The organism is Microbacterium azadirachtae (assembly GCF_000956545.1).
GTDB classification, from domain to species: domain Bacteria; phylum Actinomycetota; class Actinomycetes; order Actinomycetales; family Microbacteriaceae; genus Microbacterium; species Microbacterium azadirachtae.
The window spans coordinates 23,440-43,907 of sequence record NZ_JYIT01000061.1 but is presented as its reverse complement, the minus strand read 5'-3'; the positions used below and the strand labels follow the sequence as shown (position 1 = coordinate 43,907).

18 protein-coding genes are annotated in these 20,468 nt (G+C 72.2%); 6 read left to right on the top strand and 12 right to left on the bottom strand.

Going from position 1 to position 20,468, the window contains the following annotated elements; all coding sequences use genetic code 11:
• Window positions 1–36 precede the first annotated feature (36 nt).
• Entirely contained in the window at window positions 37–969 is a 933-nt protein-coding gene (locus tag RL72_RS04285) for an ABC transporter permease (RefSeq protein WP_082072060.1), read from the bottom strand.
• A complete protein-coding gene (locus RL72_RS04280; protein ID WP_045249574.1) occupies window positions 966–1,823 on the bottom strand; it encodes an ABC transporter ATP-binding protein in 858 nt (285 codons plus the stop codon). The genes RL72_RS04285 and RL72_RS04280 overlap by 4 nt, the downstream gene beginning before the upstream one ends.
• Before the next feature lie 188 nt (window positions 1,824–2,011).
• Here RL72_RS04280 and RL72_RS04275 point away from each other — a divergent pair, with 188 nt between their 5' ends.
• Window positions 2,012–3,679, top strand: a complete 1,668-nt coding sequence (locus RL72_RS04275; RefSeq protein WP_082072058.1) for a sensor histidine kinase — start codon at window positions 2,012–2,014, stop codon at window positions 3,677–3,679.
• On the top strand, window positions 3,676–4,401 hold the full coding sequence (locus RL72_RS04270; protein WP_248700369.1) for a response regulator: 726 nt from the start codon (window positions 3,676–3,678) through the stop codon (window positions 4,399–4,401). Before RL72_RS04275 ends, RL72_RS04270 begins: the two co-directional genes overlap by 4 nt.
• Window positions 4,402–4,469: 68 nt before the next feature.
• On the opposite strand, the gene RL72_RS04265 is transcribed toward RL72_RS04270, so the two are convergent.
• The 9 genes from RL72_RS04265 to RL72_RS04225 form a co-directional block, all read right to left on the bottom strand.
• Window positions 4,470–6,386 carry a S53 family peptidase gene (locus RL72_RS04265; RefSeq protein ID WP_045249573.1) on the bottom strand — a complete coding sequence of 639 codons (1,917 nt, stop codon included), beginning with the start codon at window positions 6,384–6,386 and terminating at the stop codon, window positions 4,470–4,472.
• A gap of 162 nt (window positions 6,387–6,548) precedes the next feature.
• Window positions 6,549–6,977, bottom strand: coding sequence for a hypothetical protein (locus RL72_RS04260; protein WP_045249572.1), 429 nt, complete (start codon window positions 6,975–6,977; stop codon window positions 6,549–6,551).
• The gene (locus tag RL72_RS04255) at window positions 6,974–7,444 is read right to left on the bottom strand and encodes a hypothetical protein (RefSeq protein WP_045249571.1); all 471 of its coding nucleotides are present in this window, start codon (window positions 7,442–7,444) and stop codon (window positions 6,974–6,976) included. Before RL72_RS04255 ends, RL72_RS04260 begins: the two co-directional genes overlap by 4 nt.
• A gap of 68 nt (window positions 7,445–7,512) precedes the next feature.
• A complete protein-coding gene (locus tag RL72_RS19055) occupies window positions 7,513–11,388 on the bottom strand; it encodes a LamG domain-containing protein (RefSeq protein WP_052674177.1) in 3,876 nt (1,291 codons plus the stop codon).
• Window positions 11,389–11,440: 52 nt separating this feature from the next.
• Window positions 11,441–13,630 carry an alkaline phosphatase family protein gene (locus tag RL72_RS04245; RefSeq protein ID WP_082072057.1) on the bottom strand — a complete coding sequence of 730 codons (2,190 nt, stop codon included), beginning with the start codon at window positions 13,628–13,630 and terminating at the stop codon, window positions 11,441–11,443.
• Between the two features lie 294 nt (window positions 13,631–13,924).
• Window positions 13,925–14,665 carry a GntR family transcriptional regulator gene (locus RL72_RS04240; RefSeq protein WP_045249570.1) on the bottom strand — a complete coding sequence of 247 codons (741 nt, stop codon included), beginning with the start codon at window positions 14,663–14,665 and terminating at the stop codon, window positions 13,925–13,927.
• A 129-nt stretch (window positions 14,666–14,794) separates the two neighbouring features.
• Window positions 14,795–15,127: an SHOCT domain-containing protein gene (locus RL72_RS04235; protein WP_045249569.1), complete on the bottom strand. Its 333-nt coding sequence runs from the start codon at window positions 15,125–15,127 to the stop codon at window positions 14,795–14,797.
• Window positions 15,128–15,338: 211 nt separating this feature from the next.
• Window positions 15,339–16,001 (bottom strand): response regulator transcription factor, encoded by a 663-nt coding sequence (locus RL72_RS04230; protein WP_045249596.1) that lies wholly within the window; start codon window positions 15,999–16,001, stop codon window positions 15,339–15,341.
• Window positions 15,998–17,212, bottom strand: a complete 1,215-nt coding sequence (locus tag RL72_RS04225) for a sensor histidine kinase (protein ID WP_082072053.1) — start codon at window positions 17,210–17,212, stop codon at window positions 15,998–16,000. Before RL72_RS04225 ends, RL72_RS04230 begins: the two co-directional genes overlap by 4 nt.
• Between RL72_RS04225 and RL72_RS04220 the strand changes: the two genes are divergently transcribed.
• Window positions 17,151–17,708 carry a GNAT family N-acetyltransferase gene (locus RL72_RS04220; RefSeq protein WP_052674176.1) on the top strand — a complete coding sequence of 186 codons (558 nt, stop codon included), beginning with the start codon at window positions 17,151–17,153 and terminating at the stop codon, window positions 17,706–17,708. The two genes, RL72_RS04225 and RL72_RS04220, sit on opposite strands and share 62 nt — an antisense overlap.
• A gap of 22 nt (window positions 17,709–17,730) precedes the next feature.
• On the opposite strand, the gene RL72_RS04215 is transcribed toward RL72_RS04220, so the two are convergent.
• Window positions 17,731–17,922 (bottom strand): hypothetical protein, encoded by a 192-nt coding sequence (locus RL72_RS04215; protein WP_045249567.1) that lies wholly within the window; start codon window positions 17,920–17,922, stop codon window positions 17,731–17,733.
• Window positions 17,923–18,156: 234 nt separating this feature from the next.
• Here RL72_RS04215 and RL72_RS04210 point away from each other — a divergent pair, with 234 nt between their 5' ends.
• The 3 genes from RL72_RS04210 (at window position 18,157) to RL72_RS04200 (ending at window position 20,467) form a co-directional block, all read left to right on the top strand.
• Entirely contained in the window at window positions 18,157–18,555 is a 399-nt protein-coding gene (locus RL72_RS04210; protein ID WP_045249566.1) for a RidA family protein, read from the top strand.
• A 140-nt stretch (window positions 18,556–18,695) separates the two neighbouring features.
• Window positions 18,696–19,646 carry an ABC transporter ATP-binding protein gene (locus tag RL72_RS04205; protein ID WP_045249565.1) on the top strand — a complete coding sequence of 317 codons (951 nt, stop codon included), beginning with the start codon at window positions 18,696–18,698 and terminating at the stop codon, window positions 19,644–19,646.
• 2 nt (window positions 19,647–19,648) lie between these two features.
• Window positions 19,649–20,467: an ABC transporter permease gene (locus tag RL72_RS04200; protein WP_045249564.1), complete on the top strand. Its 819-nt coding sequence runs from the start codon at window positions 19,649–19,651 to the stop codon at window positions 20,465–20,467.
• The last annotated feature ends 1 nt before the right edge of the window (window position 20,468 follow it).

Genomic DNA, 20,468 nt, shown 5'->3' with positions numbered 1-20,468 from the left:
GGCGTTCCTGGTGAGGGAGGGTTCTGCTCCGGCCCGTCAGATCGACGACGCCTCGGAGCGGGTGGGGGGACGCCAGCGCAGCACCCGCTTCTCGAGCAGCGAGATCAGGTACTCGGCGACGAGCGTGAACGCCGCGATGATGACCATGCAGGCGAACACCGTGTTCGGATCGAACGACCCCTGCGCCTGGCTGATGATGAGGCCGATGCCGCGCTGGGCGCCGAGCACCTCCGCGACCAGCGCGCCGATAATCGCGAAGCCGAACGCGGTGTGCAGGCTCGCGATGATCCAGGTCATCGCCGAAGGGATCGTGACGTGCCGTGCGACCTGCAGCGGCGACGCGCCCAGCACCCGCACGTTGGAGACGAGGTTCGGATCCACTTCGCGCACGCCCTGGAAGGCGTTGAAGAACACCGCGAAGAACACCAGCACGGCCGCCAGCAGCACCTTGGCAGGCATCCCGAGGCCGAAGGCGACGATGAAGATCGAGCCGAGCACGATGCGCGGGATCGCGTTGACGATCTTGATGTACGGCCCGCATACCTCCGCGAGGTAGCGGTTGCTGCCGAGCAGGATCCCGACGACCATGCCCGCGAGCGTGCCGACCGCGAAGCCGAGCAGCGCCTCCTGCACCGTGACCCACAGGTTCTCCCAGATGGATCCGAACGCCGTGCCCACGGTGAACAGGTGCACCAGGCTGTCCCACACGGCCGTGGGCTGCCCGAAGAAGAACCTGTCCACCCAGCCGAGCTCGGTGAACAGCTGCCAGCCGCCGAACACGACGACCGCGAACCCGATCCGCCCGACCCACACCCACGTGGTGTGACGGCGGCGTGCGCGGCGGCCCGCCGCCTGCAGCTCGGCCTCGGTCTGGGCCTCGGGACGGAAGACGTTGCGCGGGTCGTCGGCCGCGTAGCCGAGCTGACCCGTGAGGTCCGTCTGGGGCGGGGTCGAGAGCACGTCGTTCATGCCGCCACCGCCGCCGTCTGCGCGTATGCACGGTCGACCTCTTCGCGCAGCGACTCCCAGATCTGCCCCTGCAGCTCGAGGAAGCGGCGCTCGTGCCGGATCTGCTGCACGTCGCCGCGCGGGCGGGGCAGGTCGATGTCGAACACGTCCTTCACGGTGCCGGGGCTCGAGGTCATGATGACCACCCGGTCGGCGAGCGCGACGGCCTCGTCGAGGTCGTGCGTGATGAACAGCACCGAGGGGCGCAGCTCCTCCCAGAGCTGCAGCAGCTCGGTCTGCATGATCGCCTTGGTCTGCACGTCCAGCGCGCCGAACGGCTCGTCCATGAGCAGGATCCGGGGCCGGTTGATGAGCGCGGCCGCCATCGCGACGCGCTTGCGCATGCCGCCGGACAGCTGGTGCGGGTAGCGGTCCTCGAAGCCGGCCAGCCCGACCCGGCGCAGCCAGTCCAGCGCCAGCACCGTGGCCTCCTTCTTCGGCGTGCCGGTGAGCACCGGGCCGACCATGACGTTGTTGAGCACGGTCTTCCAGGGGAACAGCGAGTCTGCCTGGAACATGTAGCTCACGCCCTGCGTGATCCCGTCGACGATGCGACCGCCGACGCTGACGGATCCGGCACTGGGACGCTCGAGTCCCGAGACCTGCGCCAGCGTGGTCGACTTGCCGCAGCCGGTCGGGCCGACGATCGCGCAGAACTGCCCCGGCTCGACGCTCAGGGTCACATCGCGGATCGCGGTGAACGTGTCGCCCTTCGGGGTGAGGAAGCGCTTGGTGAGGCCGACGATCTCGATGCCCGCGGCGGGTCCGCCGGCATCGAGGGTGCGGCCGGCACCCGGGGAACGTGTGTCGCTCATGGCACGAAGACCTCTCTGTCTGTGTCTGCTCGCCGCGGCGACGACGCCGGGCGATGGATCGATGCTCGTCCCGCGCCCCCGGCGCTGTCGCGCTTGCGCGCATTGCCCGTCGTTTCGGGCGTTGCCGCACCTTTTGGGCGTTCTGCGCACGGTTCGCACAGGGGCGACGATGAGAGAATCCGGAGGTGATGCGACGACGGATCCGAAGACTGTCGAGCCTGATCCTGCTGGCTCAGGTCGCGATCCTCAGCGCCTCGCTGCTGATCGGCTTCGTGCTGTTCGCCGTCACCGCCCGCGCCAACCTGACCAGCGACTATCAGGACCGCGCGGCCGACATCGCGCAGACGTTCGCGGAGATGCCCGCCGTGCAGCGCTGCCTCTCGTCAGGCCCCTCCTCCTGCGACGGCGACGTGCAGCAGCTGGCCACCGCGACCGAGCAGCGCACCGGCGCCGCCTATGTCGTGGTCATCGACATGGATCGCGTGCGCCACTCGCATCCGGATCCGACGCTCGTGGGCCGGAAGGTGTCGGAGGACGTCGTCGCCCGTGACGGACAGGTGCACCGCGGCACCGACGTCGGCGCGACCGGCACCACCGCGAACGCCCGGGTCCCGGTGTTCGCGGGCACCTCGCGCACGGTGATCGGCGAGGTCTCGGTGGGCATCAGGGAGTCGAGCGTCGCCGCGGAGCTGCTCGGCCAGCTCCCCATCTACGCGACCTGGATCGTGCTCGCGTTCGCGATCGGCACGGCGGTGTCCTTCGGACTGGCCGCCGTGCTCAAGCGCCGCACGTTCGGCCTCGAGCTGGACGAGATCGCGCACCTCCTTCAGGAGCGCGAGGCCACCCTGCACGGGATCCGCGAGGGCGTGATCGCGATCGACCCGGCGGGGCGCATCACGGTCGTCAACGACGAGGCCCAGCGCCTGCTGCGGCTGCCCGACGGCGCCCGCGGACGCCGGCTCGACGACGTGCTCGCGGCGAGCCCGATCCGCGACGCGCTCACCGGGACCACCGAGGTGAAGGACGCGATCGCCGTCACCGACTCCGGCGTGCTCGTGCTCAACCGCATGCCGGTGACGCTGGCCGGCCGGCCGCACGGCGCCGTGCTCACCCTGCAGGACCGCACCGAGGTGACCGGGCTCAGCCAGGAGCTCGACGGCGAGCGCAGCTTCGCCGAGTCGATCAGGGCGCAGCAGCACGAGTTCTCGAACCGGATGCACGCCGTCGCCGGGCTGCTGGAGCTCGGCCGGGCGCCGGAGGCGCTGCAGTACCTGAACGAGATCCGCGGCACGTCGGCCGACCTGGACCGCACGCTGCGCACGCACATAGAGGCGCCGATGATCGTCGGGCTGCTGCTGGGCAAGGCCGCCGAGGCGAACGAGCGCGGAATCGACCTCGTAATCGCTCCCGAGACGGATCTCGGATCCGCCCCCGACCGGCTGCAGGCCCTCGTCACGATCCTCGGCAACCTCATCGACAACGCCTTCGACGCCCTGGCCGACTCCCCCGCGCCGCGCCGGGTGACGGTCGCGATCGTGGAGACCCCGCAGACGCTGACCGTGCGCGTCGCCGACAACGGTCCGGGCGTGCCGGACGGATCCATCCCGCGCATCTTCGAGAGCGGCTACACGACCAAGCGCGGATCCCTCGCCCGGCACGGCGGCCTGGGCCTCTCGCTCGTGCACACCACGGCCTCGCGGCTGGGCGGCACCGTGTCGGTGGCCCGCGACGGCGGCGCCGCCTTCACGGTCGTGATCCCCCGCCCCACCGCTCCGTCTCTTTGCGCCGAACCGTGGGAAACCGGGGCCGAACGCCACGGTTCGGCGCAAATAGACGTGAGGGGAGGAGAACGGTGAGCCTGGCGGACTCCACGGTGCTCGTGGTCGACGACGACTTCCGGGTCGCGAGCGTGCACGTCGGCTTCGTCGAGGCGGTGCCCGGCTTCCGCGTGGTCGGGCAGGCGGGCTCGGCGGCCGAGGCGCTGCGGCAGGCCCGCGAGCTGCGCCCCGACCTGGTGCTCATGGACGTGTACCTGCCCGACGGCGACGGCCTCGACGTGGTGCGGCAGCTGCTGGCGGATCCGGATCCGGATCCGGATCCGTCGACAGGATCCGGCACGGGGCCTGCCGTGATCGTGATCTCGGCCGCCAACGACCTCGCGACCGTGCGGCGCGCGGTGCAGCTCGGCGCGCTGCACTACCTGGTGAAGCCGTTCGGGTTCGCCGAGCTGGCGGAGCGGCTCACGGCCTTCCGCCAGGCGCAGGAGCGGATCGCCGCGCTCGGCGACGCCGCGACCCAGGACGACGTGAACCGGCTCTTCGACCTCCTGCGCCCGGCCCCCGCGTCCGTCCCCGACGAGGGACGCCGCCTCGCGCCCACCCTGCAGGCCGTGCTCGACGCGGTGACCGCGCGGCGCACGGACGCCTCGGCGCAGGAGATCGCGACCGACATCGGCATCAGCCGAACCACCGCGCAGCGCGCCCTCACGCAGCTCGAGCAGTCGGGCCTCGTGCGCCTCGAGCTGCGCTACGGCAGCACGGGACGCCCCGAGCACCGGTACGTCGCGCGGCGTCGGTGACGCCCTTCGTCTCGCGCCGCTCGCTCAGCGACCGACGAGACGAAGGGCGCCCCTGCCCCGGAGGGCGGCTACTGCACCCAGCCGGCGCGGGCGCTGCCCCAGCCGGTCTCCGTGTCCCAGCCCGTGCCGACGGTCTGCGTCGAAGTGGCGCCGTTGAAGGTGCGCACCGAGTAGACGTAGCCGCCGGTGGCGTCGAGGCCGTTGGCGTAGTCGACGCGGATGGCGCCCTCGTCGATGCCGGCGCCCGTGACGTCGTGGAAGCCCTGACCCTGCGTGCCGTAGATCGTCGGGTTCAACAGGCCCAGCCCAGTGCCGCCCGCCTGGATCTTCAGCGCCGTGATGCCGGCGAACAGCGGGGATGCCAGGCTCGTGCCGCCGATCCGGTAGGTGTCGTAGGCTGCCTGGCCGGTGAAGGTCTGCGTCTGGCCGACGAGCATGCCCGTGGTCGGATCGCCGTCCATCGAGACGTCCGGCACCGCGCGCCCGCCGTTGGGGCTGACGATGCCCGCGTCCTTCTGGTACTGCGGCTCGGCGATGTTCGACGAGTAGCCGCCGCCTCCGCCGTACAGGAACGCGTTGCTCAGCGACCACGCGCCGTCCTTCAGCACGTACTTCGAGGTCTGCCAGCCGGTCTCGCCCGTGATGCCCGCGTCGGTGATCGCGGTCGAGGTGCCGCCGACGGCCGTGACGTACGGGTCGGAGGCCGGGTAATCGGTCTGCGCGGATCCGATCTTGGCGACGTTGTCGCCGTCATCGCCCGAGGAGAAGACGTAGCTGATGCCCTGGGCGGCGCCCTGCAGGAACGCCGTCTGGTAGGCCAGCAGCAGCGACGGCTTCACGACGTCGCCCGTCCCGCCCCACGAGTTCGTCACGACGTTCGCGACGTTCTCGTCGTTGATGCGCGTGAAGGTGTCGAGGAGATCCGGATCCATGCAGCTCTTGCCCGCGTAGTAACGGATGTTGGCACCGGGTGCCATCGCGTGCACGGCCTCGACGTCGAGGGTCTCCTCGCCGTACCAGCCGGCCATGCCGCACTGGTGATTGGACTTGTTGCTGTTGACGTTCGTGTACGCGTTCGGCAGGTTCTGCGAGAACTGGCCGGCCGCGAACGGCTTGTCGCCCGTGTCGCTCGCGTACCGGTTCGCGTCGGCCTCGATCGTCGGCGACGCGTAGGCGTCGGTGATGGCGACCGTCACGCCCGTGCCGTCCCAGCCGCCGGTGAGCCCGGCTTCGTAGGCGCTGCGCAGCTGCGGTCCGGTGTAGCCGCACGGCGAGTACGGGAGCGTCTTGCCGTCGAACGGCGGCAGCACGGTGCCGTCGGGCGTCGCGAGATTGCCCGGCGTCGCGGATCCGTAGGTCTTGCCGCAGATCGGCGAGTTGCGGAAGCCGCCGTCCGGCGGTGCGGGCTTCTGCGTCTTCGGCTCTACGAGCGTGGGCGTCGTGTCCAGACCGCCGACCGCGATCACCGCGCCCGCGAGCGCGCCCGGCGTGCTCGCGGCGCCGTCGGGCGCCTGCACCGTGAGCCCGTCGTGCGTGTAGTTCGAGATCGTCACCCCGAACGCCTTGCTCGCGTTGCCCACGCCGCCGGTGACGTCCACGTAGCGGTGCGCGGCGTCGACCGTGGTCTTGAGCCCGGCGCCCTGGAGCCAGGAGGTCACGGCGTCGACGGTGGACTGCGGCGCGTCGAACTTCGCGTGGTACTGGGCCGCCGTGAGGAACTGCTTGTACTGCGCGGATCCGGGCGTCGACACCGCGGACGCGAACGCGGTGAGCGCGTCCAGGCCTCCGGCGGGTGCGAGGTAGACGCGCGCGCTCACCGATCCGGTCGCCGGTCCTCCCTTGGTCGCATGGCTGAGCCAGCCCGGTGTCGAGTTCGGGATGGGACTCTTCGGCGGCGGCGCCGCATTGGCGGCTCCCGCTCCGGCGAACGTGGCGGCGACGGTGGCGACGACCGCGAGGGCGACGCCGAGGACTTTTCTGCGCATCCGGGATCTCCAGACTCTGATTCGGCCATCGGCGGTCGCCGCTGACCGAGGGCGATGCTATTCCCGCGCGCGGCGGCGGCGCGAGAGCTCGCGACCCCGCAGAGCCCGGCTCACAGCGCACGCATCAGGATCTCCCAGCCCGCTCATGTGCGCCGTTCGAGGTCAGGGCCGCCCTACATCGATCGTGACGTCGCTGCGGATCGCGCCCACCGCGACCCGGATCGTGACCCGGCCTGTCCCCTCCGCGCGCAGGCCCAGAGAGCTCGCCACCCCGTCCGCGTCGGTGGTGGAGGTCTCGAATCCGCCCGGGTACTCCGCCGGTCCCGAGACCACCTCGAACGTCGCGTCCCGCCCCGCGAGCGGCGCCCCGTCGTCGGTGGCGCGGACGACGAGGCGCACCTCGTCGCCGGCGCGCACCCCGCCCTCCGGCGAGACCACGCGGATCGCGGGCCCGCGCTGCGCCGCGGACGACGACGGCGACGGCCCCGCCCCACCGGGCGCCCCCGCGGTGCAGCCGCTGCGCAGCCCCGCGGCGAGCGCGACGAGCGCGACCGCGAGCGCCGCGGTGCCGCGCCGTGCGGTGCGGGTCACGCCTGCACCAGCGTGATCACGAAGGTGCGGCTCACCGGCCCCACGTGCACCACGACCGGGAAGGTGCCGGCGGCGAGCGCCACGATCGGCAGGATCAGGGTCCCGTCGGGGTCGATCGTCGCCGAGGCCGTCGCACCCTGCAGGAGGACGGACTCGTCCCACGAGGCGATCGCGGCGGCGTTCACCAGCTCTGCGGTGCCGTCGGCGGGGATCGGCCCGCTCCCCGAGACCTGGAAGATCAGGGGCGCGGTGTCCCCGGCGGCGGAGAACGGATAGGTCTGCGCGTCGTCGACGGCGCCGACGAGGTCGACGACGATCGGTGCGGACGCCGCGGCCTGCGGCAGGGCGACGGCCGCCGCGACCACCGGCACCGACCAGGCGCCTGCGGCGAGCGCGCGCCGTCGCGTCCAGCCGCGGTCGCCTGCGACGGCTCCGCCGCGATCCGTCGTCGAGTTCCGGGTGGTCATGGTCCTGCCTCCTGCGTGGGTGTGTGCGCGGCGTCGGGTGGGCCGCGGAGGGGATCCGGTGCCGGCGCTCATCGCGTGGCCGGATACGGGGTCGGGATGGTCGCCATGCCGGATCCGTTCGTCAGCGTGACGGTCACGGTTCCCGCGGGGATCGCCGTCAGGAACGTGCTGACCGCTGCGGACGCCGTGGCCCCCGGCGCGACCGCCGGGAACGAGCGCGTGCCGTACTTGGTGGCGATCTTCACGTCGGCGGCGGCGGATCCGGTGTTCTTCACCGTGACCGAGAGCACGACCTTGCCGGAGACCACGGACGGGGTGACCTGCACGTCGGCGGTCAGCGTCGTGGCGGCGTCGACGACCGTGATCGGCGGCAGGGTCGCGGTGCGGTCGCGGACGGCCGCGGTGATCGTCACCGCGCCGGCCGTCGCCGCCGTCGCACCGGGCGCGACCGCGATGCCCGCGGCGTTGCTCGCGACGGTCGCCGTGGTCGCTCCCCCGGCGAAGACCCCGCCGGCGATCGTGAACACCACGTCGACGCCGGCGACGCCGTTGCCGGACGCGTCGGTCACGCGCGCGCCGAGACCCGTGATGGCCTCGCCGCGCAGCACGGTCTTGGCGGATCCGAGAGGCTGCAGATCCTGCACCGCCTCCGCACCGCCGGCCGCGAGGACCAGGCTCGAGATCGGCCCGCTCACGCCCTGGTCGGTGGCACGGTACTCGACGAGCGCGGCCGCGGTGCCGGGCACCGCGAAGGGCGCGGCGTATGGCTGCCAGGCGCCCCCGCCGACGCGGTACTCGATGCCGGCCGCCCCCGCGGGGACGGTGTGCAGGGTCACCGTGCGGCCGTCGGCGCTCGCCACGACGGCGGGCAGCGACGACGGATCCGGAGCGGCCTTGCCGATCGAGAACGACGCCACCACGGCGCGATGATTGCTCGCCCAGGCGTTGCGCAGCACCGCGGTCGGCGACGGCCAGCCGGCGACGACCGTGTTCGCGCCGAGCACCTGCAGCGAGGATCCGGCGTAGTGCACGGCATCGATGCGGTCCTGCGGCTCGTCGGCGCCGGCCGGCGTCTTGAGGACCAGCGGCGACCACGTGTCGCCCGGGTCGGCCACGGGATCGGGGTTCGCGGTGCGGTACGCGTCCGCGAGGCCGGCCTGGCGCAGGCGCGCGGGCACGGGCCAGTCCACGGCGCCGACCCCGCAGTGCGCATCCGCGGTCGCCGCGGTCCAGTCCGCTCCGGAGGGGGACTCGAGATCCGAGAGGACCACCACGGGGGTCGCGCCGGACGTCTCGCCCGAGATCGCCGACGCGAGCGCGTCGACCTGCGCGTAGCGGGTGTTCCCCCGCTCGGAGGCGACGAGCGCGGCGGGGTCGGTGACACCGGACAGGCACGCGGCCTCGGGACCGTAGCCGGTGCGGTCCAGCCCCATGGCCCACACCCGCACCGGGCGGCCCAGCACGTCGACCGTCGCTCCGAGACCCGGTTGCTCGCCGACGACCGTGCGCGCGGTGAGCGGATGCGGCGAGAGGAGCCCGACGCCACCCGGCCCTTCGAGCGCGTTCCATCCCAGGGCCTTGGCGAGAGCGGTGGCGGCCGTGCCGCCGTCCTGCTGCACGCCGATCACGTCGAATCCGTTCTCGGCGATCACGGCGAGGTTCTTCAGTGCGGCGTCGTTGACATGCCCTCCGGCGTCCCAGAGGTTCCAGGTCACCGCGTCGAAGGGCGTGGCCGCGTCGGCCGCGATCACGGGGACCTCCACCTCGATCCGCGCCGTGGTCGTGCCGTCCGTGGCCTCGACGACGAGGAAGCCGGGATCGGCCGGGGCCTGCGCGGGCGCGGTGCCGGAGACGACGCCGTGATCGTCCACGCTCAGCCAGTCGTCGCCCTCGACCTTCGTGAACGAGGTCACGGTCCCGCCGTTCCAGAGGCCGGCGACGGTCTGCGACACCTGTCCCCCTGCACGCACGGCCGGGGCGCGCAGCACGCCGGAGACGAAGCCGGGGGCGAGCGTGGATCCGTCCGTCACGACGTCGCCGGAGTGCGTCGCCGTGTAGTCGTTCTGGATCTGCGCCGCCGAGATCGCGCGGTCGTAGAAGTCGAAGGTGTCGATCGCGGCGTTCACGAAGCCGTCGCCGTCGTCGAGCAGCGATCCTTCGGCGCCCACGCGGAACGGGTATCCGCTGACGAGCGAGAACCCCGAGCCGAGGCTCGTGCTCTGCGCGGTCTGCTCCCCGTCGACGAACGTGGTCATCGTGCCTGCAGAGCGATCCACGACCACCGCGACGTGATGCCAGGCGCCGATCACCGAGGTGCGGCTCGCCCCGGCGAGGTAGTTCTGCGTCGTCGAGGTGCCGTTCTGCCCGAAGCATCCGCGCAGGATGCCTGGGCTGCCCGCCGTGTTGTACAGCGTGGATCCGCGGTTGTAGCAGTGCCGGAAGTCCTGGTTCGAGACGATCGGCGAGTCGGAGCTCGACGACTTCTCCTTGAGCCAGAACACGTACGAGAAGCTGCCGGATCCGTCGGTGCGGCCGGGGACGAGCGGCAGGGAGAAGAAGTTCACACCCCGCGTGCTGCCGTCCGGTGCATTGACGTACGCGGCCTTGCCTGTCGTGCCGGCGACGTACGACGGCGTCCCCGACCAGGTCGCGTCGTTGCCGCGCCCCGACGAGTCGGCGATCGTGGCGCCGTCGGAGGTCTCGAAGTCGTAGGAGGCGAACGGCGCGACCGTGTCGCCGGGCGCCCGCAGCCGGCTCCAGATCGCGGAGAGGGTCACCGTGGTGCCGGCGCGGACGGTGAGATCGGCGACCGACTGCCCGTCGGTGTAGACGACCTGGCCGCGCGGGCTCAGGGCCCACCCCTGGAACTGGTCCCCGGGTCGCACGAAGGCGTTGGCGGGGAGGGCCGAGGTGCTGCCGATCGTGAGCGTCTGCGTCGCCATCGTCCCCGAGGTCGCGCCGTTGCCGTCGAACGCGACCGTGTAGGTGCCGGTGTCGGGTTTGAGCGCCGCGTAGTCGTCGGCGATCTGCGCCGGCGGCAGCACCGCGCTGTAGAAGCGGAGGTCGTCGATCGCGGCGTTGACGTAGCCGTCGCTGACGTCGTTCTCGCTGCCGCTGAATCCGCCGATGTTGAACGCGTAGCCGCTCTTCAGGTTCGTCGACGCCGTCACCTCGCCGGCGGCCGAGCGCTTGGTCTCGACGCCGTCGGTGTAGACGATGATGACGTTCGCGGTGCGGTCGACCGTGACGGCGACGTGATGCCAGGATCCGGCGATGTTCGGCGACGCGCCGTTGAGGTAGCGCTTCGTGCCGCCCGCCGTCGTGCCCCAGCAGGCCTGCAGCACGCCCTGCGTGGTCTGGTTGTAGAGCGTCAGCCCCGCGTTGTTGCAGGACGCGAAGTCCTGGTTGCTCATGAGCGTGCCGTACGAGGTGCGGTTCTGCTCGGACATCCAGAACTCGTAGGAGAAGCTCCCCGATCCGTCGGTCTTGCCCGCCACCAGCGGCAGCTTCACGTAGTTCGCGCCGAGCCCGATCGTCGCCGCCGACCCCGAGACGCCGGGGCGATACCCCGGGGACCCGATCCACGTCGCGTCGTTGCCGTTGCCGGAGACGTCCTTCACCGTGGATCCGGCGTCGGCGTCGAACGTGTACGCCGCGACCGGCGCGATGGCGCCCGGCACGGCGGCGCGCGGAGCCGGTGCCGGAGGCGCCGCGGGCGTCGTCGGCGAGGGGGCCGAGGTGGGCGCCGGGGCGGGATCCGGTGTCGGCGAGGCGGACGGCGCGGGATCCGGCGTCGGGGTCGGCGAGGGCGCGGCGGTCGACGAGGGAGAGGGGACCGGATCCGCGACCGCGGCCGGAGACGCGGCGAGCGTCGAGACGACGAGTGCGGCCCCGGCGAGGGCGGCGAGGACGAAGCGGCGCAGGGGCCGGCGCGGGAGGGGCATGCGGGTCTCCATCGGATCGGGGGCGGCGAGGACGGCGCTCGGGCGGCGGCCGTCAGGCGGGGAGCTGCGCGACGCGGCCGGCGTAGCGGTGCCGCCAGCCAGCGCCGGTGTCGGCGGTGATGACCACGTCGTAGTAGCCCTCGTCGGTGGGCCAGGTGACCTTCTCGGTCCCGCCCGGCTTCACCCAGACGCGCTGCGCCGTGCCGGCGTGGTCGTTGGGCACGAGCTCGAAGTGCACCCGCTGGCGGCCGTCGTTGTGCAGGGAGATCTCGACGGTCGGGTTCTCACCGGCGACCAGGTCGACCTCGGCCCGGGGGACTCCCGCCCCGTTCTGGCCCGCCGGGACCACCGTGCCGGCGTGCGAGCGCACGAATCCGTCGGGCCCGTACACCGAGAACGCGTACCGGCCGTCCTGCGCGGTCGCATCCCACACGTGCGCCGCCGGCTTCGCCGCCGAGACCGTGTAGGGCGTGTTGGCGAACGGCAGGTACCTGTCGGGGAACGCCTGCAGGCTCACCGCCTTGCCCGAGGGGCCGCCGACGAGGCTCAGCTGCACGCTGACCTTCCCCGTCTTACGGTCCTCCACGAACACCCCGTGCGGGTGGTACGACAGGGGGCGGTGCTTGAGCGGCGTGCTCGACCACTTGTCCGCCGGGGGCACCTGGGTGCCGATCGTGCCGCCCGCCCTGGCGATCTGCACCAGTGCGTCGGTGTCGGGCAGCGAGGGGATGTCGATCACGGGGTGCGCGAAGTCCATTGCGCTCGTGAGGTCGCCGCTGATCCCGCGCCGCCATGCGGTGATCGTGGTCGACAGCGCCGGGGTGCCGATCGCCGTGGTCCAGGTCTCCAGGAACCGGATCAGCGACGTGTGGTCGAAGGTCTCGGTGCCGACCCAGCCACCGCGCGTCCAGGGCGAGACGAGGATCGTCGGGATGCGTGCGCCGTATCCGATCGGGGTGGATCCGTTGTACTCGCCCGGCGTCCCCGGCTCGGCGAACGGCGGCAGCACGTGATCGAAGTAGCCGTCGTTCTCGTCGAACGTCATGATGAGCAGCGTGCTCTTCCAGATGTCCGGGTTGGACTGCAGGGTCTGGATCACCCGGTTCGAGAAGTGCGCGCCGTGCTCGGGGTTGGCGGAGGGATGCTCCGACCAGCTGTAGGGGGCGACGATCCACGACACCTGCGGGAGCGGGTACTGAGCGCCGGGCTTGCATGCCGCGATAAAGTCCTTCAGCACGCCGTTCAGGTTCGCGTCGCTGTCGTTGTTGACGACGCCGGTCGACGCATAGGGCGCGGAGCCCGCGCGCCAGACGAGGCCCGTGCCGGGGGCGTTCTTGGCCGCATCGCCGCGGTTCGCGAGGTCGGTCGCCGTCGAACCGGAGGTGGTGAACGCCGAGAACCCGCGGATCGGGTTGTCGGTGTAGTCGCCCACCCAGCTGGATCCGTTGTTCGTGTTGTCGACGTAGATGCGCCACGAGACTCCCGCGGCCTGCAGCGCCTCGGGGTAGGTCTGCCACGCGCGGGTGCCGTTGGACTCGCCGCCGTTGTCGACGACGCCGCCCGAGGTGCCGGTCCACGCGTACAGGCGGTTCGGCGTGGTGGGCCCCATCACCGAGCAGTGCCAGTTGTCGCAGATCGTGTAGGCGCTCGCCAGCGAGTACTGCCAAGGGATCTCCTCGCCGGAGACGTAGTGCATGGTGTTGGCGCCCTTCGCGCCGACCCAGTTGTTGTAGCGGCCGCCGGCCCAGGCCGAGGTGCCGCCCGAGTACGAGTGGTCGAGCCCCGTGGTCGTCCCGGCGACCGTGGTCACCCGGCTCGGCTTGACGAAGGACGAGCCCTGCGGCTGGGAGAACACGTCGGTGCCGTTGGGGAAGCGCAGCGCCTGCTTGTCGTCGAAGCCGCGCACTCCGGGGAGGGCTCCGTAGTAGTGGTCGAAGGAGCGGTTCTCCTGCATGAGGATCACGACGTGCTTGATGTCGGTGATGTCGCCCGAGAAACCCTCCGGCAGCGCGTAGGCGCGAGACGTGCCCGCGGCCTGCGCTCCGCCGCGAGCGGTAGCGGCCGCGGCGGACGAAGCCGAGACCCCTGCGCCCAGGCCCGCGCCCACGGCGGCCGCACCGCCGAGCAGGCCGAGCGCGCGCAGCATGCCACGACGGGTCATGCCGCTGCGCAGCACCTCGTCCGGGACGGTCTGCGGCCGGTCGTAGGGGTCCGGGGTGAAGGGGACGGGCTCGCTGGACATGGACGCTCCTCGAAACGGCGGGGCGGCACCCGGATGCGGCGCCGACCTCGAGGAGAGCAAGGGCAGGGGAACAGCCGGTGAACGTGCGAGGACGAGCCGGTGGCCCCGGCCGCCGCAGCCCCGGATCCGGCCGCCGAGCGTGCACACTGGGCTGTTTCGGCCGCTGCGCTGGGCTGTTTCGGCCGCTTCGCTGGGCTGTTTCGCCGCGCCCCCGGTCGTTGAGCGAGGGCGGCGCAGCCGACCGATACGAAACGCCCCCGGAGGCCGGTCCGCCGCCTCCGCCCGGCGCCCCGCTCAGAGCGCGGTGCGGACCGTCTGCCCCGCCTCGATCTCGAACGCGATCGCCCCGGCGCGATAGCGGTCCACGCCGATCTCCACGAGCCGTCCCTCGCGCGTCGTGGTCGTGCGCCCCACCTGCAGCAGCGGGCTGGAACGGCGCACGCCGAGCAGCGCGGAATCCTCGGTGGTGGCGGCGGCCGCCTCGATCCGGTGGTTCGTCGACGCGACGCGGATCCCCGCATCGGCGAGCGCGGCCGTGGTCGACCGCACGTCGTCCGGCAGGAGCGCCACGACGTCGGAGACCCAGGGCGCCCACACCGACCGCTCGATCATGACCGGCAGGTCGTCGAGGGTGCGCAGCCGCACGAAGCGGTGCAGGGGCTCGCCGAGCCGGATCCGGAACAGCTGCGCCTCGCGCGCATCCGCCGGCCCCACGGTGCGGGAGGTGATGGATCCTCCCGGGACCCGGCCGCCCTCGCTCGCCCACTCCGTGAACGACTGCATGCGGTCGAAGCCCTGCGTCTGGTGCGCGGCCTGCACGATCCAGCCGCCGCGTGGGCGGGAGACCACGAGCGAGAGCCGCGCGAGCCGTGCGAGCGCCCCACGGATCACGCTGCGGGTCGTGCCGTACTCCGCGCTCAGCGCTGCCTCGCTGGGCAGCCGGGTTCCGGCGGCGAAGCCGCCCTCCGCGATCCGCCGGCGCAGATCCGACGAGATCTGCGCCGTCCGCGAGCTGTCGCGAGCGCCCTCCGTCATCTCCCGCCTCCGTGCGCGGGGAGGAGGATCGGCGGCAGGGGCATGCCTCCATTCTCGCGCGCATCGGTGGCCCGCCATGCGCGGGCATGACGGGCCACCGTGATCGGGCTCAGGCCCGGATCGTCGAGCTCAGGCCTCCGGACGGTTCGCGCGGAGCACCTCGAGCCGCGCCCGGTATTCGGTCTCATCGATGTCGCCGTTCGCGAAACGGCCGGCGAGCACCTGCTCCGCGCCGCTGGTCTGCGGTCTGGCCGCCCACGGCGCCGGGGCTCCGGGAGCGCCCGGAGCACCGTGCGGTCCGCCCCAGGGTCCGTACCCCCCGCGGCGGTGGCGCACGAGGAGGGCGACGAGCAGGCCGACGATGACGAGGAACATCAGCGGGCCGATGATGAAGACAGGCCAGAAGGGGTGGAACCCCATGTGGCCGGGATGCGCGGCGACGGCCGCGACGGTTGCGATCATGAGTGACCATCCTTGGATCGGTTCGGTCGCATCTCGACCGATGCCTCCAGCCTCGCGATCCGTGCCCGCCGCCGAATCCGGCCCGGGGAGTGATTCCGCGTGCTCCCCGGGGAGTAGTGGTCCTGTTCGAGGAGCGATGTTCGCTCTCCGCAGCCTGGACCCGGAGCAGACTTCGCTCCCTGAATCACGTTCCCGCCACGGACGCCGGGTCCTACTGCCAGCCGGGTGCGACGAGTCCGGTCTCGTACGCGAGCACCACGAGGTGCACCCGATCCCTGGCGTGCAGCTTCGCCATGATCCGCGAGACGTGCGTCTTCGCGGTGAGGGGGCTGAGGAAGAGCTGCACCGCGATCTCGTCGTTCGTGAGGCCCTGTCCGACCAGACGCAGCACCTCGCGCTCCCGCTCCGTGATGCCCTCGAGCAGGCGCTGGTCGGGCGCATCGCGCAGCCCCACCGTGAGCCGCTCGAGCAGACGCCGGGTGACCCCGGGCGAGAGCAGCGCCTCGCCCGCCGCGACGACGCGCACGGCGCGCACGAGATCGGCCGGCTCGGTGTCCTTGACGAGGAAGCCCGCGGCGCCCGCGCGCACCGCCCGCACCACGTACTCGTCGAGCTCGAACGTCGTCACGATCACCACGTGCACGCCCGCGAGCGCCGGATCCGCGGCGATCTGCTCGGTCGCCCACAGCCCGTCCCCGTCCGGCATCCGGATGTCCATCAGCACGACGTCCACCGGCGTCCGCCGGATCCCCTCCAGCAGCTCTCGCCCGCCCGCCGCCTCGACGGCCACCTCGATGCCGTCCTCCGCGTCCAGCAGGGCGCGGAACCCCGCGCGAACCAGCAGCTGGTCGTCGGCCAGCGCCACCCGGATCACGAGGCCCTCCCCCACGGAAGCGTCGCGACCACGCGCGCACCTCCCTCGGGGCCGTCGCCCACGTCGACGCCGCCGCCGAGGAGCGCGGCACGCTCCCGCATGCCGAGCACGCCGCCGCGCCCGGAGACCGTCGGATCCGCCCCGGCGAAGCCGCGCCCGTCGTCGGTCACCGTCACGACGAGAACCGGATCCGGCTCGTCCCGCCGCTCCAGTACGACACGCACATGCCCGGCCTGCGCATGCCGCACCGCGTTGGTGAGCGCCTCCTGCACGATGCGGTAGGCGGCGAACTGCGTCGCACGGCTGGGCGCGGTGCCCTGCAGGCGATCGTCCAGCGCGATCTCGAGGCCCGGCGTGGTGAGCCCCGCGATGAGCCGGGGAAGCTCGGCGAGCTCCGCCTGCGGCACGAGCGGCACCTCGCCGTCGCGGAGCACGCCGAGCACGCCGCGCACCTCCTCCAGCGCGAGCTTGGAGGTGTCCTTCACGTTCTGCAGCGCGGCGCGCGCCTGCTCCGGATCCCGATCGAACAGGTGCAGCCCCACGCTGGCCTGCACGTTCATCTGCGACAGCGCATGCCCCAGCACGTCGTGCAGCTCACGGGCGATGCGCACCCGCTCGCGCTCCTCCGCACTGCGCCGGCGCCGCTGCGCGTCGGCCCGCACCTGCGCCATCCGTGCACCGCGCGTGCGCACGAAGGCGCCGACGGCGAAGCTCAGCGCGAGGCCGACCGTGGCGGCGACGATGAGTCCCGGATGCCAGATCCGCCCGATGGCGACGCCGACGAGGATCGCCGTCGCCCACCCGGTGGCGACGGAGACGGCCGCCCAGATGACGGCGCCGCGCGCGACCGCGAGGGCGATCGCGAAGGCGAGCGCCACGTAGGGCGGGCCGTACACCGGTGCCGTCAGCACGTCGACCAGGGCGAACGCCGAGACCAGCGCGACGGTCGGGCCCGGCAGACGCCGCGCGGCGAGGAGCGCGAGCGGCCCGGCGACCGCGAGCGCCAGGTGCAGGGCGAGTCGCCAGTGCAGGCCGTGACCGGGCGCGTGCGCCGCGGTCCAGACGCCGGCCGGCACCTGCACGAGCAGGCTCAGCACCATCGGCGCGATCAGCCGCACACGCTGCGACGGTCCGAGCGGAACGCGACCGGTGTCGGGGCCGAACCACGCGGTCGACGCGCTCGGGGCGCTGTCGTGGGGCTGGTCGGGCATCCTCCGATGCTACGCGCGGCCCCGTGGACGCAGATCCGTCCGCGGGGCGCACCCCGCATACTCCCCGGGGAGTAGCCCCGAGCGGGAGGCGGCCGAGGATCATCATCCGGTCGTCGCGTTCCTCGGCGAGGAGGTCGTCGGCACGGCGTCGCTGTGGATCACGGACGGCCTCGGGCAGATGCACGTGCCGGACGGTCCGTGGCGAAAGGCCGAAGCCGGGATCGGCTACATGATCGACCCGGCGCACGCGGGGCGGGGATATGCCACCGAGATCGCCTCCGCGCTGCTGTCGCTCGCCTTCGACGACCTCGGGGTCCACCGGGTCACCGCCGGATGCTTCGCCGACAACGTCGCGTCGTGGCGGGTGATGGAGAAGCTCGGCATGCGCCGCGAGCAGCACGGCGTCCGGGATTCCTGGCACGCCGAAAGAGGGTGGATCGACGGGTTCACCTACGCGATGCTCGCCGAGGAGTGGCGCGCACGCCAGGCCCGCTGAACCGCGTGGCCTGCGGGCGGGCTCAGTTCTCCCAGGAGCGCGAGCGCTTGGTGGCGCCGCCGGGCTCACGCATCATGTACGCGAGCGCGAGGCTGATCGCCAGGATTCCGGCGACGAAGACGGGGCCCTGCCACGCGGGCAGGCCGGGAGCGATGCCCAGCAGCACGAATCCGCCGAGGAAAAGAATTCCGAACACGATGTAGTGAAGGATCACCGGGCAACCTCCTGTTGAGCCTCTCGAGTCTATCGCGACGTGCGGCCTCGGCCCGCCCCCGCTCCCCTGCGTCCATCGCGCATCTGCCGCGACGCCTGCAGGATCCGACGACGCCGGCATGACGGTTCGCCCGATTCCGTCCTGCACGCGTCGCACGGTCCTGCAACCGTCGCACGCCCACGCCCACGCCCCCGGCCCCGCCGCGGTGTCGGCACCCCTCGCTACGCTCGCGCCATGAGCATCTCCTACCCCTCCGTGCCGGGGCTCGTGAACAGCCCGGGCTTCAGCCATGTCGCGGTGATCCCGCCGGGATCCACCCTCATCCACGTCGGCGGGCAGAACGGCGTCGACGAGACGGGCGCGGTCGTCTCGGACGACGTCGCCGTGCAGTCGGCCCGCGCCCTCGAGAACGCCGAGGCGGCCCTCGCGGCGGCCGGCGCGACGCTTGCCGACGTGGTCGGCTGGACCGTGCTCATCCATCAGGACGCGGATCTGCGCGCCGCTTACGGCGCGGTCGGGCCCACGCTCGCGCGCAAAGGGGCTCCGCCGCTCGTCACCGCGGCCCGCGTCGTCGGTCTCGGCGTGCCCGGCGCCCTCATCGAGGTCGGCGCCGTCGCCGCGCTCGCGCCCTGACGCCTGCGCGCCTCGCGGATCCGGCCCGCCCCGCGACAGGACGCGGATCCGTGACGGATGTCATAGCGGATCCGTGACATCGTTCATCGTGCCCCGCGCGCGCTGCGGAGCAGACTGGATGACATGAACGAGGCGACATCATGAGCGACACCCGGACGGCCCCGTCCGTCACCCGCACCTCCGCTACCCCTCCTGCCGCGATCTCCGCGCGTGGTCTCACGAAGCGCTTCCGCGGCTTCACCGCCGTGGACGGCGTGGACATCGAGGTCGCGCAGGGCGAGGTGGTGGCGTTCCTCGGGCCCAACGGCGCCGGCAAGACCACCACGATCGACATGCTGCTCGGGCTCTCCCAGCCCGACGACGGCGCGGTGTCGCTGTTCGGGCTGACCCCGCGGCAGGCGATCGGACGCGGTCTCGTCTCCGCGGTCATGCAGACCGGCGGCCTGCTCAGCGACGTCACTGTGCGCGACACGATGAAGCTGACCGCGTCGCTGTTCGCGCACACCACGAGCATCGACGCCGCGCTGGAGCGGGCGGGCATCGCCGACATCGCCGACCGCAAGGTGCAGAAGTGCTCCGGCGGCCAGCAGCAGCGTCTGCGCTTCGCGATGGCGCTGGTGTCGGATCCGGGCCTCATCGTGCTCGACGAGCCGACCACCGGGATGGACGTCGAGGGACGCCATTCGTTCTGGCAGGCCATCCACGCCGACGCGCAGCGCGGCCGCACGGTGCTCTTCGCCACGCACTACCTCGAGGAGGCCGACCAGTACGCCGACCGGATCATCCTGATCCGCAGGGGCCGGATCGTCGCCGACGGCACCACCGCCGAGATCAAGGCGATGGCGGCCGGCCGCACCGTCGAGGCGGAGTGGGACGAGGCGTCCGGATCCGCGCAGGCCGAGATCGCCGCTCTCCCGGGCGTCGACTCGGTCGAGGTGCGCGGCCCCCGCATCATCATCCGCGCGAACGACTCCGATGCGGTCGCGCGGCACCTGCTCACCCGCACGAGCGCGCACGACGTGACCATCACCAGCCAGAACCTGGAGCAGGCGTTCCTGCAGCTCACGGGCGACGACCAGGAAGGGGAATGACCATGACCACCGCTGCAGAGCGCCTGGACCGGATCGATCCGTCCACCCGCCGCGTGCCGCCCCTGGGCGGCTTCAGCCTCACCTTCCTCGGCGTCGAGCTCAAGCGCATCTTCCGCAACTCGAGCGTCGTCGTGTTCACGCTGATCTTCCCGATCGCGATGCTCGTGATGATCGGGCTGCCGAACAAGAACACGGCGATCACGAACGTGCCGGTCAGCCAGGGCGGCCTGTCGGCCGCCGTGCCGATCATGATCTCGATGGCCGTGTACGGCGCGATGGTGGCGAGCACGATGACCGGCGTCTCCGTCGCCGCCGAACGCGCCCAGGGGTGGAGCCGCCAGCTGCGGCTGACGCCGCTGAACCCGGTGGTCTACATCCTGGTCAAGGTCATCTGCGGCCTGGTGCTCGGCGGCATCGCCGTGGTGGTGACGCTGATCGTCGGCGCGGCACTCGGCATCACCGCCCCGCTGGGGAACCTGATCGCCGCGGGACTGCTGGCCTGGCTGAGCTCGCTCATGCTGACCAGCCTCGGCCTCGCCGTCGGCTACGCCTTCCCGGCGCAGAACGCGATGCGCTACCTGGGTCCGATCCTGCCGATCCTGAGCTTCATGGGCGGCCTGTTCGTGCCGCTCGCGATCATGCCCGAGGCGGTGCAGATCGGCGCGAAGTTCACCCCGCTGTGGGGCATCGCCGAGCTCTCCCAGTCGGCCATCATCGGCGTCGCGCCGAACGGCTGGGCGGTGCCGAACCTGATCGTGTGGTTCGTCGTCTTCACGGCTCTCGCGGTGCTGATGTTCCGCCGGGACACCAAGCGCGTCTGAG